General features: G+C 35.4%; 13 protein-coding genes. 10 read left to right on the forward strand and 3 right to left on the reverse strand.

From position 1 onward, the window contains the following. Positions 1-46 precede the first annotated feature (46 nt). Entirely contained in the window at positions 47-1,318 is a 1,272-nt protein-coding gene (serS, locus tag ACFS6I_RS23840; RefSeq protein WP_380924303.1) for a serine--tRNA ligase, read from the reverse strand. A gap of 302 nt (positions 1,319-1,620) precedes the next feature. Between serS and ACFS6I_RS23845 the strand changes: the two genes are divergently transcribed. From ACFS6I_RS23845 to ACFS6I_RS23865, 5 genes are all read left to right on the forward strand, one after another. Continuing rightward, positions 1,621-2,613 carry an aldo/keto reductase gene (locus ACFS6I_RS23845; protein ID WP_380924305.1) on the forward strand — a complete coding sequence of 331 codons (993 nt, stop codon included), beginning with the start codon at positions 1,621-1,623 and terminating at the stop codon, positions 2,611-2,613. A gap of 139 nt (positions 2,614-2,752) precedes the next feature. Next, complete coding sequence (gene rsmI / locus ACFS6I_RS23850; RefSeq protein ID WP_132772171.1) at positions 2,753-3,418, forward strand: 16S rRNA (cytidine(1402)-2'-O)-methyltransferase; 666 nt, start codon at positions 2,753-2,755, stop codon at positions 3,416-3,418. 33 nt (positions 3,419-3,451) lie between these two features. After that, a complete protein-coding gene (locus ACFS6I_RS23855) occupies positions 3,452-4,165 on the forward strand; it encodes a PH domain-containing protein (protein ID WP_380924306.1) in 714 nt (237 codons plus the stop codon). Positions 4,166-4,167: 2 nt separating this feature from the next. After that, positions 4,168-5,796 (forward strand): apolipoprotein N-acyltransferase, encoded by a 1,629-nt coding sequence (gene lnt / locus ACFS6I_RS23860; protein WP_380924308.1) that lies wholly within the window; start codon positions 4,168-4,170, stop codon positions 5,794-5,796. 50 nt (positions 5,797-5,846) lie between these two features. Next, positions 5,847-6,974 carry a cysteine desulfurase family protein gene (locus ACFS6I_RS23865; protein ID WP_380924310.1) on the forward strand — a complete coding sequence of 376 codons (1,128 nt, stop codon included), beginning with the start codon at positions 5,847-5,849 and terminating at the stop codon, positions 6,972-6,974. A 66-nt stretch (positions 6,975-7,040) separates the two neighbouring features. Here ACFS6I_RS23865 and ACFS6I_RS23870 read toward each other — a convergent pair whose 3' ends face one another. Both ACFS6I_RS23870 and ACFS6I_RS23875 read right to left on the reverse strand, forming a co-directional pair. Next, positions 7,041-7,460: a copper resistance protein NlpE gene (locus tag ACFS6I_RS23870; protein ID WP_132844550.1), complete on the reverse strand. Its 420-nt coding sequence runs from the start codon at positions 7,458-7,460 to the stop codon at positions 7,041-7,043. A gap of 84 nt (positions 7,461-7,544) precedes the next feature. Next, entirely contained in the window at positions 7,545-7,877 is a 333-nt protein-coding gene (locus ACFS6I_RS23875) for a tetratricopeptide repeat protein (RefSeq protein ID WP_021189448.1), read from the reverse strand. Positions 7,878-8,213: 336 nt separating this feature from the next. Here ACFS6I_RS23875 and ACFS6I_RS23880 point away from each other — a divergent pair, with 336 nt between their 5' ends. The 5 genes from ACFS6I_RS23880 to ACFS6I_RS23900 all read left to right on the forward strand — a co-directional run bounded on the left by ACFS6I_RS23880 (position 8,214) and on the right by ACFS6I_RS23900 (position 13,593). Then, positions 8,214-8,951, forward strand: a complete 738-nt coding sequence (locus tag ACFS6I_RS23880; RefSeq protein WP_380924313.1) for an electron transfer flavoprotein subunit beta/FixA family protein — start codon at positions 8,214-8,216, stop codon at positions 8,949-8,951. A gap of 21 nt (positions 8,952-8,972) precedes the next feature. Further along, the gene (locus tag ACFS6I_RS23885) at positions 8,973-9,947 is read left to right on the forward strand and encodes an electron transfer flavoprotein subunit alpha/FixB family protein (protein WP_380924315.1); all 975 of its coding nucleotides are present in this window, start codon (positions 8,973-8,975) and stop codon (positions 9,945-9,947) included. A 240-nt stretch (positions 9,948-10,187) separates the two neighbouring features. Beyond that, the gene (locus tag ACFS6I_RS23890; RefSeq protein WP_132844555.1) at positions 10,188-10,805 is read left to right on the forward strand and encodes a bifunctional nuclease family protein; all 618 of its coding nucleotides are present in this window, start codon (positions 10,188-10,190) and stop codon (positions 10,803-10,805) included. Between the two features lie 45 nt (positions 10,806-10,850). Next, entirely contained in the window at positions 10,851-12,224 is a 1,374-nt protein-coding gene (locus tag ACFS6I_RS23895; RefSeq protein ID WP_380924317.1) for a nucleoside permease, read from the forward strand. Between the two features lie 43 nt (positions 12,225-12,267). After that, positions 12,268-13,593 carry a mechanosensitive ion channel family protein gene (locus tag ACFS6I_RS23900; protein ID WP_380924319.1) on the forward strand — a complete coding sequence of 442 codons (1,326 nt, stop codon included), beginning with the start codon at positions 12,268-12,270 and terminating at the stop codon, positions 13,591-13,593. The last annotated feature ends 196 nt before the right edge of the window (positions 13,594-13,789 follow it).

Consider the following 13,789-nt stretch of genomic DNA (forward strand, 5'->3'; position numbering starts at 1 on the left):
AGGGTTGTAAAAAATTACAACCCTTTCAATTTATATTAAATTAATATTAATCAATATATTCAAATCCTGTGTAGGGAATTAATACTTTCGGTATTTTTATACCCTTATCTGTTTGATTATTCTCCAATAAAGAAGCTACTATACGTGGTAAAGCTAATGCAGATCCATTTAATGTATGAGCCAATTGCATTTTACCTTCTTGGTTTTTAAACCTTACTTTCAGACGGTTGGATTGATACGTTTCAAAATTTGAAACTGATGACACCTCTAGCCAACGTTTTTGAGCGGCGCTGTATACCTCCAGATCGTAAGTCAATGCAGCTGTAAAGCTCATGTCACCACCGCAGAGCCGCAACACACGATAAGGTAATTCAAGTTTTTGTAACAGTCCCTGCACATAAGTATTCATTTCTTCCAATGCATCATAAGAACGATCGGGATGAACGATTTGTACCGTCTCTACTTTATCAAATTGATGTAAACGATTTAAACCACGAACATGCGCACCATACGATCCCGCTTCGCGACGGAAACATGGTGTATACGCACAATGTCTAATAGGGAATTGCTCTTCTTTTACGATAACATCGCGATAGATATTAGTAACGGGAACTTCCGCTGTTGGTATTAAGTATAGATCATCGTGTGTTACATGATACATTTGGCCTTCCTTATCTGGTAACTGACCAGTAGCAAATGCAGATGCCTCATTAACCATAATTGGCACCTGTACTTCTTCATACCCCACTTTTGCAGCTTCATCTAAAAAGAAGTTGATCAATGCACGTTGCAAGCGAGCTCCTTTTCCTTTATAGACAGGGAAACCTGCTCCTGTTACCTTTACACCTAACTCCAAATCTACAATACCGTATTTAGTTAACAGATCCCAGTGACTAACCGCATCATCTGCCAAAGTAGGGATAGTTCCGTTTTCTAACACAACTTCATTATCATCTGCTGACACACCTGCAGGAACGGTAGTATGTGGAAGATTGGGAAGCTGGACAATCTTTGCATTTAAATCCTGTTCAACACGATCTAAATGATCTGTCAAACTTTTGATCTGTTCTTTATATCCGGAGGATTGGGATTTTACGGCTTCAGCTTCTTCTTTTTTACCTTGACGCATTAATTCTCCGATTTTTTTTGCGGATGAATTTGCTTCAGCTGAAAGGGCATCTGACTCGGATTGAATTTTACGACGTTGTTCATCCAAAGTGATGATTTCATCTACTAATCCAATTTCCTTGAAATTTTTGACACCTAATCTTTCGATTACCTTATCCCTGTTTTCACGGATATAATTCAATTGCAACATAATTGTATGTATTTTTAAAGAAACAAACTTAGATAAATTTGTTTTATTTACAATTTTTATTCTGTCATTTATTAAACAAAATTGTTTGTTCCGATACTTTATATTTGGCACTCATGACTGTTATACACGAATCAATATCGCACTCTTCCATCACGAAATATTATAGAGAAGAATTATAATAAGTGAAGTTCAATTAATAAGTACGAATTGAAAATTAAAATCAATTTTACATCAAGATCTTTATATCTGTAAGATTACTTGTAAATTGCCTTTATAATAAACTCATAAAGCATAATAACAGCATGCACTATACACCTGCGAATAATCGATATCAAAAAATGGAATACCGCCGTTCGGGTAATTCCGGAATTAAATTGTCAGCAATCTCATTGGGTTTATGGCAAAATTTTGGTCATGTCAATGATTTTGAGAACAGTCGTAAGTTAATACAGACAGCATTCGATTCGGGTATCACGCATTTTGACCTTGCGAACAACTATGGGCCGCCTCCTGGTTCGGCAGAAGAAAATTTCGGTAAAATATTACAAACAGACTTTAAAGGACTTCGCGATGAAATGATTATCTCTTCCAAAGCTGGTTATACGATGTGGGATGGCCCTTATGGCGATTGGGGTTCGAAAAAATACCTAGTCTCTAGCTTAGACCAAAGTTTAAAAAGAATGAACCTGGATTATGTCGATATTTTTTATCACCATAGACCGGACCCAGAAACACCATTGGAAGAAACAATGGCCACTTTAAACTTATTAGTCCAACAAGGAAAGGCTTTATATGTCGGGATATCGAACTATAAAACACCTGAAGCAAAACGTGCGATAGATCTTTTAAAACAAATGGGCACGCCTTGTCTCATCCACCAACCTAAGTATTCTATGTTTGAGCGCTGGGTCGAAGAAAGCCTATTGGATTTGCTTACAGAGGAGCAAGTCGGCTGTATTCCTTTCTCACCCTTAGCCCAAGGTTTACTTACTGATAAATATTTACATGGTATTCCGCAAGATTCACGAGCGGCTTCTGGAAGTATTTCACTTCATGAAAGTGATATCACTTCAGATAAAATCGAAAAAATAAAAGCTTTAAATGAAATAGCGCTGCATCGAAATCAAAAACTGGCACAAATGGCGGTATCGTGGCTATTACAGAAACCTCAAGTGACATCAGTTTTAATTGGAGCAAGTAAAGCATCACAGATTCAAGATGCCGTCAATGCGGTAAAGAACCAGCAATTTACAAGAGAAGAATTACAGCAAATTGAAAATATTTTAGCACAATAAATTTAAAAAGCTCATTTCATATTAGGATTCTATCCAATGAAATGAGCTTAATACTGCTATAAATAAAATAGCCCATGCTATTAAAAAAAGGCAAGTCAAAGCCTTGATTACAATTATTAAAAAAAACTTACCTTTGTAAATGCTTTATTTAGTTCCTACGCCAATTGGCAATTTAGAAGACATGACTTTTCGCGCTATACGTGTGTTAAAAGAAGCAGATGTTATTCTTGCCGAAGATACACGCACAAGTGCCCCCCTTTTGAAACATTTTGGAATCGAAAAAAAAGTATTTGCGCATCATCAGCACAATGAACATAAAGCGATTTCAGAAATCATTAGATTTCTAAAAGAAGGTCAGACCATTGCCTTAATTTCAGATGCCGGTACTCCTGCTATCTCTGACCCCGGTTTTTTATTAGTACGGGAGGCAATTAAAGAGGGGCTTGAAGTACAATGTTTACCTGGTGCAACCGCTTTTGTTCCTGCCTTGGTTAATTCGGGACTTCCAAATGACCGTTTTTGTTTTGAAGGATTTCTACCTGTGAAAAAAGGACGTCAAACCCGTATGAAATTTTTGGCTGAAGAAAAACGAACGATGATATTTTACGAATCACCACATCGTATCCTTAAAACAATTGATGAGTTTATTCAAGTGTTTGGAGCAGAAAGACAAGCTTCGATATCACGAGAATTAAGTAAACTGTATGAAGAAAATGTAAGAGGTACTTTAACTGATTTAAAATTACATTTTGAAAACAATCCTATTAAAGGAGAATTTGTATTTTGTGTGGGAGGTTTAGAATAAGTTTAGCCTTCATTTATTTAAAATAGATTTAACATGAACTTTGAACTTTTTGCCATTGATGGCCAGGACATAAAAATTGTAGAAAAGTTAGTTGTCAAATTGCAAGATATGATGACAGAGGGAGAGCGAATTGATTATATCGCCGTACAAAAAAAACCGGCCGTTACCATTCTTCCCGACAGTATAACGATTAGTAACAAACGTATTTTCATGTGTGAATTTACAAAGCTGGGCTTAGCAACAGATTTTGAAATTTTCAGTTGGAAAGATATCAAAGATATCGCGTTTAAAGAAGAGATTTTTGGTTCTAAGGTTACCGTAATCCCTAGTACTGGGGAAAATTTAAGTATTGATTACATCCCTAAAGTACAGGCACGTAAATTATACCAGCTAATCAAAGGGGCTTTAGAAACATCTAAATTAAAAGAGATCGAGCAGGAGAGAGAAAAATTTATTGTAACCGCTCCTAAGCAGACAGCTCCCTCATTTGAAATTCATCAACCTATAATAGAAGAAGAGCCTGCCACTAAAAACACACCATCCTTGCCTATAGTGGAAGAGGTCAATGAATCTATTGTGCCCGAAACTACAGTTCCGCCAACTATTGAGGTAACGGCACCTGCTATAGTTGAAGAAGATGATGAGATAACACTCAAATTAAGAAAATTAAAAAATCTCTTTGACAAACAGCTGATTACACAGGCAGAATACGAAAACAAGAAAAACGAAATTTTATCTCAAATTTAATCGTGAGAAATCAATATTTACTGGCACTTTTAAGTGCCTTTTTATTATGGTTAGGCTGGCCACCCGTCCCCTATAGTAGTCCGATCTTATTAATTGCCTTTCTCCCGCTCTTAATCGCAGTTGAAAATATCATCCGTAATCAAACCTATATTAAAAAAGGTAAAAAGATTTTTTTTACAGCAGGATTAACGGCAGTGCTATGGAATACAGCCTCTATTTATTGGGTATATAATTCAATATCTGCAGTAATGCCTTGGTATATTGCCATTTTTATTTCACTCATTCCTTTTTTATTAGGATCATTATTAATGGCACTTGCATTTCGACTATACTATCAAATGCGGAAAAAAGTATCCATTATTCTTTCCCTCTTTGGATTAATGGCCTTCTGGATATCTTATGAATATTTACACCAATCCTGGGATCTGGCATTTCCCTGGATGACTTTAGGTAATGGGTTCTCAAATTTTCATCAATTAATTCAATGGTATGAGTTTACTGGAGTATATGGTGGTACAGTGTGGATATGGTTAAGCAATATTTTAATTTTCTTACTTTTTTTAAACAAGAAAGAAATGAATATTTTAGCAAAACCCCGCACCATAACTATTATGTTAGCGTTATTATTGCTTATCCCCTCTTCATACTCTGTCATTCGCTATATGACGTACGAAGAGCATATTAACCCTTCTCAGATTGTAACTGTCCAACCTAATATTGACCCATTTGGAAAATTTGGTCATATCAGCCCCGAAGAACAATTGCAAACTTTGATGCAATTATCAAAATCTGTTGCAAAGCCGAATACAGAGTTTTTTATATGGCCAGAAACAGCATTGTCACTAAGAGGTGATTTCGATGAGGAAGATTTTAGAAGTACAAGTACATTTGATTCGCTTATTAATTTTCTAAATGACTATAAAAATGGCAACATACTATCTGGGATAGAGAGTTATAGATTGTATAACGATAAAAGAACAAGTACTGCTAGAGAAGTAGGACCAAACTTATATAAAGACAATTTCAATGCGGCAACTTTAGTTGACGTGTCTTCCAAACTACAATTTTATCATAAATCGAAACTAGTTCCCGGTGTGGAGCAAATGCCATTTGGCACTGCCATCAATTTCTTAAAGCCTCTATTTAGTGCATTTGGCGGAACGACCGGAGGATATGGAAAACAGGATAAACCATCGGTATTTTATTCACAAAGTGGTATCGGTGCAGCTCCTGTCATCTGTTATGAGTCTATCTGGGGGAATTATGTTGCACAATATATCCAACAAGGGGCCCAATTTATTGCCATCATTACAAATGATGGTTGGTGGGGAAATACTTCTGGTAAAGATCAGCATTTAGATTACGCAAAGTTAAGAGCTATTGAAAATCGAAGATGGGTAGCCCGCTCTGCGAATACGGGAATATCGGGCTTTATCAACCAGCGCGGAGACATCATTCAAAAAACAGATTGGTGGGTACCTGCAGCCTTAACACAAGAAATCAACCTCAGTGAGGAAATGACTATTTACACAAAAAATGGTGATATCCTCGCTTATCTAGGTCTTTTGGGGGCTTTACTTGCCACACTGACCTTTTTTAAAAAATCAAAAACAAGCAATTTTATTAAATAATCTCAATACCACTAAATAAGTAAACTTACTTTTACTTAATTTTGTCCATTATGCAAGTATATTTTGATAATGCTGCAACTACAGCGCTAGATCCAGAAGTCATTCGTGTCATGATAGACACCATGGAAAATAATTTTGGAAACCCTTCTTCTATTCATTCACATGGACGACAAGTAAAAACAATTGTTGAAAAGGCGCGTAAATCCATTGCGCAAATCTTACATACTTCTCCATCTGAAATTTTCTTTACCTCTGGTGGTACAGAAGCTGATAACATGGCAATTGTACGTTCTATTGTAGATTTTGGAATTACACATGCGATCACTACACCAATAGAACACCATGCTGTGCTACATACATTAGAAGAAATGGAAAAATCAGGAAAAGTTCATCTCGACTTACTGCATGTTGATTCTAATGGTAATATTGATTTAAATCAATTAGAAGACTTACTCTCAAAAAACCCTAGAACTTTCGTTTCCATTATGCATGGTAACAATGAACTAGGAAATTTAAATGATATTGAAAAAATATCAGAAATATGTCAAAAGTATAAAGCAATCTTTCATTCAGATACTGTCCAAACTATGGGTCACTATCCACATGATCTAAGCAAGCTAAAAATTGATTTTATAACGGGAGCTGGACATAAATTCCATGGACCGAAAGGAGTTGGTTTTCTATACATTAATGCCAATACGAAAATCAAACCCATGATTTATGGTGGTGCACAAGAACGTAATATGCGTGGTGGAACTGAAAATGTATATGGTATCGCAGGACTAGCAAAAGCCTTAGAACTGAGCTACGAACATATGGAAGAACATAGTGCTTACATACAGGGGTTAAAATCTTATATGATTGAACAATTGCAGACAGCAATTCCAGATATTAAATTTAATGGTGTCACTGAGCCAAATAAAGCGCTATACACTGTTTTAAATGTATCATTTCCATGTACGGATATGGCAGATATGTTATTATTCAATCTAGATATTGCTGGTATTTCCTGTTCGGGTGGAAGTGCCTGTAGTTCTGGAACCGATATCGGATCGCATGTACTAGGAGCTATAAGGGCGGACGGCACAAGACCTTCAGTACGTTTTTCTTTCTGTAGAAACAATACAAAAGAAGAAGTAGACTTTGTTGTTAATCACCTCAAAGAGATCTGCAAATAGAACGAAACTAAAAAGACCCTCAAAATTTGAAGGTCTTTTTTTGTTAATGTGATTTTATTAAAATGATTATTGTGTTAGTTTTTCTAACTTATAATTCTCTGCCAATTCTCCGACGATTTCATTACCTGATAAATCCAATTGCCAAAGCTTTGCCTTTTCACCCAATTTGAATTTATAATCCACTCCTTCAAGCGTGATCACATTATTTTCAAACTTCCACTTTCCATCTTTGACAAATACTTCATCACTTTTATTAAGATATTTTGAGGTATAACTATAGGAGAAATTTTGATTTAACTTTAAAACAGTTTCGATCCCGTCACAATCTGCACAAGGCATTACTCCGCTGTATGCTCCGCTCAATTCATGTAGAGTGGCGCTTTGGTGATCTTGCTTGTCTTTAACTGCCTCAGCACCTTTACGTTGGTTATCGCATGCAATAAAAACAAATAAGATACAGCATAATATAATAAATAGCCTTTTCATCTTCTTTAAAACTCTTTCTCAAATCTCCACAGAGATATAGACAAATTAAGTACCAAAAAGCAAGATTAAAATGTTAAAAAAATGTTAATATTCATCTTCATCATCTCCGTCCAGTAAACTTAATGCTCCGCGCAATTCACTTAACGCATGCATATTGCGTTTTTGTTGTGTTATGACCATACCTTTTTTATAAATATCTCGTGCATCTTCTACACGATTCATTTTCTCATAAAGTTTCCCCAAGTGGTAATAAGTTCCAACATAATCGGCATGATTACTTATCAGATCAGTATACCCCTTAAGCGCCTCATCTTGATTTCCCAATTTTAAATATTCTGTAGCCAAAGCATATTTTAAAAAAGGATCTTGTGGAGAATCTTTCAAAAACTCCTTCAATTGTTCTAAACGGTCTGACATGATGTATAGCTTTTAATTTTTCACCGGTAAAGCTACAAATAATCAAAGAAGCTTAAAAGCTCAATTCAACACCTATTTACTATGCTAGCATACAAAAATGACAAACCATTGACGAATCATAAGCAGTATAAAATTTAGTCAACCCACAATAAAAAATAAACATTTAATAAATAAAACCATGATTAAAGACCTAAAATTATCGATAAAATAATTTACAAGCCTTTATTTTAACAAAAACACAACTCAACATTCCATTGCAAGCAGTATGGTACTCTCCCAAATTATCTTTACATTTAAAGTAAATTATATTAGGTTTGTATAAAACGGTAATAAATTATGAAAATATTAGTGTGTATAAGTAATGTCCCTGACACTACTTCCAAGATTACATTCACCAATGACAACACCGCTTTTAATAATGCTGGTGTGCAATACATAGTGAATCCTTACGATGAAATTGCTTTATCAAAAGCAATAGATTTGGCTGAAGGCGGTAAAGGCACCGTAACTGTTATTACAGTTGGGGACGCAAGTACTGAGGCTACTATCCGAAAAGCGCTAGCGACTGGTGCAGATCATGCAATACGAGTAAATGCCTTACCAAGAGATGCTTGGTTTGTTGCCAATCAGATTGCTCATTATGCAAAAGACAACAGCTTTGATCTTATATTAACCGGTAGAGAATCGATTGATTATAATGGTACTCAAGTAGGAGCTCTCGTAGCTACGATCCTAAATATTCCTTCCGTTTCTATCAGTAAAAAACTAGATATTGACGGCAATAGCGCAACTGTAGAACGAGAAATCGAAGGAGGCAAAGAAGTTCTAACTTTAAATCTACCAGCTGTCATTGGTACAGCTGAAGGCGTCGCAGAAACAAAAATACCTAATATGAGAGGAATTATGACCGCTAGAACAAAGCCATTAGATGTGATTGAACCTATTGAAGTAGCTCAATTGTCGCATATTGTCAAATTTGAAACTCCGGCTCCACGCGGTGCTGTCACTTTGGTTGATGCTGGAGATGTCGAAAAATTAGTTTCTCTTTTGCATGAAAAAGCAAAAGTTATTTAATCAACTCTAATCGTAAAGAATATGTCAATATTAGTATATGTAGAAAATACAGACGGTAAGTTCAAGAAATCGGCATTTGAGGTTGTTTCTTATGCTAAAGCTATTGCAGAACAATCGGGAACTGAAGTTATTGCATTATCAATCGGTAATGTTGAAGAATCGCAATTAAGTGTTTTGGGAAAATATGGTGCAAGTAAGGTATTAAATGTCAATACAGAACAATTAAAGTCATTTGTAAACCAGGCTTACGCCGCTATCATTGTTGATGCAGCAAAATCATCAAGCGCATCAATAGTGGTATTGTCAAATTCCTTTTCTGGAAAGGGGTTAGCCCCGCGGGTTGCGGCCAAATTAGAAGCTGGTTTAGCAGACGGAGCTATTGAATTACCTAGTATAAATGGAGAAAATCTACAAGTCAAAACTGGAGCTTTTTCAGGCAAGGCCTTTGCTTATGTCGCATTAACTTCGGCTGTCAAAGTAATTGCTGTCAATCCCAATTCATTTGAAGCAAAAGATTCTGAAGGAACAGCAACTATTGAAACCTATTCTCCGAGTTTGGATGCTTCAGATTTTAGTACAATCGTTAAGGATATCATTAGAGCAACGGATAAAATTTCATTACCTGAGGCAGAAATTGTTGTTTCTGCAGGTAGAGGATTAAAAGGTCCAGAAAACTGGGGTATGATTGAAGAATTGGCAAATGTACTTGGCGCTGCTACAGCGTGCTCGAAACCCGTTTCTGACGCAGGATGGAGACCGCATTCAGAGCACGTTGGACAAACGGGAATAGCGGTAAGTCCCAATTTATATATTGCAATTGGTATTTCAGGAGCGATACAACATTTAGCAGGGGTTAGTGCTTCAAAAACAATTGTTGTGATCAACAAAGATCCTGAAGCTCCTTTTTTCAAAGTAGCAGATTATGGAATTGTTGGAGATGCATTTGAGGTTATTCCTAAATTAATCACAGCTTTAAAAGCTTACAAAGGAATATAGAGTTCCTGAGTAAAAAACTCCATTAGCAATTTATTTGTTAATGGAGTTTTTTTATTTCAAATTATTTTTTCATTTTCTACTATTAAACACCCTATCACAGAGCATATAATGATTACCCGAGTATAATTATGTAAGCCACTTAAAATAGGTATTCATGAATAAAATTACCTTTATATCTCCCTGATTATATTGCTTATCTAAGCAAATTTATCTAAATTTGTAAACCGTAAAGGTATAATAATGAAGAAAATCAAGTTAGACATTATTGGACTATCCTACAGTCAGACACAATCAGGTGCATATGCATTGGTACTTGGCGAGTCTGGAGGTAATCGCCGTCTTCCCATTATAATAGGGAGTCACGAAGCTCAAGCTATTGCGATTAGAATAGAAAAGATGGTTCCCAGTCGTCCTCTAACGCATGATTTATTTCAGAATTTTGCAAAAGCTTTTCAAATTAATATACAGGAAGTCCTTATCTATAATTTAATAGAAGGCATTTTTTATTCTAAAATCATCTGTTCAGATGGAGAGAAAACTGTAGAAATCGATGCCCGAACTTCAGATGCTGTTGCACTAGCTGTTCGTTTTGGAACACCCATTTATGCTTACGACTTCATCTTATCTTCTGCCGGCATCGTTATCGAAGGCAATGAGTTTGCCTTTCTTGAAAATCTAGAAAATGCAGTAAATGCTGAAATCGTTGAAGATGATGTCAAAGAAGAAAAATCAAAAATTCAAAATCCTTTCTCAAGCCTTACAGATGAACAATTAAAAACGGTTCTCGAACAATCCCTTCATGACGAAAACTATGAGCAGGCTGCATTAATCCGTGATGAGATATCACGTAGAAAATAAGGTCAAAATCATCGACAAAAAAACAAACTCAACTCTATATTACTTATGTCTATTAAATTAAGGTTGACCATTATGAACTTCCTCCAATTTTTTGTGTGGGGAGCGTGGTTAATTACAATAGCAAATTACTGGTTTGGTACTAAGCAATGGGACGGTACCCAGTTTGGAGCTATATTTGCAACAATGGGTTTTGCCTCTTTGTTTATGCCTACTTTAATGGGAATTATCGCAGACAGATGGGTTAACGCTGAAAAACTGTATTTGGTGTTACATCTTTTATATGCTGCGGTACTCTTTTATCTACCACAAATAAATGATCCTGTTACTTTTTTCTATGCGATGCTCCTTGCCATGTGTTTCTACATGCCAACCCTTGCCCTATCAAATTCCATCGCATATACTGTGCTCACTCAAGGAAAATATGACTTGGTAAAGGCATTCCCCCCAATCCGTGTGTGGGGAACTATTGGTTTTATTGCAGCCATGTGGATTGTTAACTTGACAGGCAGTAAGGCAACAGGTATGCAATTTTATATTGCTGGAGCCTCTGCAGTAGGTTTAGGATTGTTTTCTTTTTCTATTCCGAAATGTCCACCTAGAAATATCAAAAGCGAGCAATCATCTCTGGTACGTACACTAGGTCTGGAAGCTTTCAAATTATTTGGAAATTATAAGATGGCTTTGTTTTTTATCTTTTCCATGTTTTTAGGGGCTGCCCTTCAATTGACAAATGCATATGGAGATGTATTTTTAGATGAGTTTAAATTCTTTCCTAAATATACAAATTCGTTTGTAATCAAATACTCCACGATCATCATGTCAATTTCACAGATATCTGAGACACTATTTATTCTTGCCATACCATTTTTCTTAAAACGATTCGGAATTAAAAAAGTTATGCTGATATCCATGTTTGCTTGGGTATTGCGTTTTGGTCTATTTGCTTATGGCGATCCATCGTCTGGTTTATGGATGATCATATTATCATGTATCGTATATGGTATGGCTTTTGATTTCTTTAATATTTCAGGTTCCTTATTTGTAGAAACATCCACTAGTTCGCAAATAAGAAGTTCTGCTCAGGGCCTATTTATGATGATGACCAATGGTTTTGGTGCAGTATTTGGCAGTTTAGTTTCAGGATTGATCATCGATAAATATTTCTCCATTTCATTTACTAATGTAAAACAGCTCGCATCATTTTTAGATACAGATGTAAATAATAGTCAATTAGTCAATTTTGTTAAAGAACGAGGACTCTCCATTAGTGAAAATGGTTTATTCGATACAAATTTGATACTTAAAGACTGGCATCATATCTGGTTGACATTTTCGCTTTATACTTTGGTGTTAGCAGTTCTTTTTGCTATTCTTTTCAAACATAAACACGATAAAAGCATGCCTTTAGGCGCTAAATAATAAAAAAGCCATTCTGTCGAATGGCTTTTTTTTATATTTGTAGATGCAGTTATCTACTACAGACTATTTAGAAGAAATAAATAAACAATCTCAATCAAAATTTTACGATTGGTCCTATCACAAACTTTTACAGGCAGGTTTCAATAGTGAATGGGCACATACCATCAATTCCATCGTTCTATTATTTTTAGTTATTCTAATTTTATTAATTATAGACTTTATAGCCCGAAAGGTAATCCTTTCTGTTGTAACCCGTTTTATAATAAAATCTAAAAACTCAATAGATGATTATTTGATAAAAAATAAAACGCTGAAATACATCAGTCACTTCATTCCACTTTTCATTGCCCAGCAGATCAGTCCAATCATATTTCTAGGATTTCCAAATTGGTTAAAAGCAATCAATAAGGGAATAGAGATCTTGCTAGTTTTAAACATTATGCTCATTGTGCATTCTGCATTAAAAACACTACGTGATATCCTCAAAACTCGAAAAAGCTTTGCTGACAAACCATTGGAAAGTTATTTGCAAGTTTCTCAGATTGTCTTAATCTGCATTGGAGGAACCATTACTTTTTCTATCTTAACAGGTATTTCTCCGCTATCATTTTTGGTCTCGCTAGGAGCTGCCTCTGCCATTTTAATGCTGGTATTTAAAGACACCATCCTTGGCTTTGTCGCAAGTATATCCGTTTCTGCAAATGACTCCATACGGGTGGGGGACTGGATTGAAATGCCAAAACATAATGCCGATGGAACAGTTATCGAAATCAACCTAAATAATGTGAAGGTGCAAAATTTTGACAAAACGATCACCACGATACCCACGCATACTTTATTGATTGATTCTTTTAAAAATTATAGAGGTATGCAGACCTCTGGTGGGCGAAGAATAAAAAGGGCAATAAATATTAAGATTTCCACTATTCGGTTTATGACTGAGGAAGAGATCCAAGACTTAGAGAGGATTCAAATTCTTAAACCTTTTATTGAACAACGCAGATTAGAAATTAGTGAATATAACAATAGAAGTCAAGCCGATCAGTCCATGCCGGTAAATGGACGCAAAATGACAAATATCGGTCTGTTTAGAGCTTATGCGACAGCCTATATTAGACAGAATCCAAACATAAACAAGGATATGATCAGTATGGTACGTCAGATGGATCCGACAGAACATGGAGTACCATTAGAAATATACGTATTTTCAAATGATACCCGCTTTGAGATCTATGAAGGTATCCGATCTGATTTATTTGACCATTTATTTGCTGTCATTACATATTTCAAACTAGAAGTTTTTGAAAGTCCTGCATCTGATGATCTGCGTAACTTAAGTATCAAAATAGATCAAACACATTTACAATAAAAAAAAGAAAAGGTAATCTTCTCCAAGATTACCTTTCTTTTTAAAAACAAACTAAATTTCTGGGTGTGTTTCCCAACAGACCCCACATTAACCCTTTACTATATGAATCAAAAATTACTCTGATACAAATATAAAGTTGTCATATTAAGCAATCCTTAACTAAAGTTTAATCTTTCATCATTATTTATAAAAAAAA

This window comes from Sphingobacterium anhuiense (assembly GCF_042686355.1).
Taxonomy (GTDB): Bacteria; Bacteroidota; Bacteroidia; order Sphingobacteriales; family Sphingobacteriaceae; genus Sphingobacterium; species Sphingobacterium anhuiense.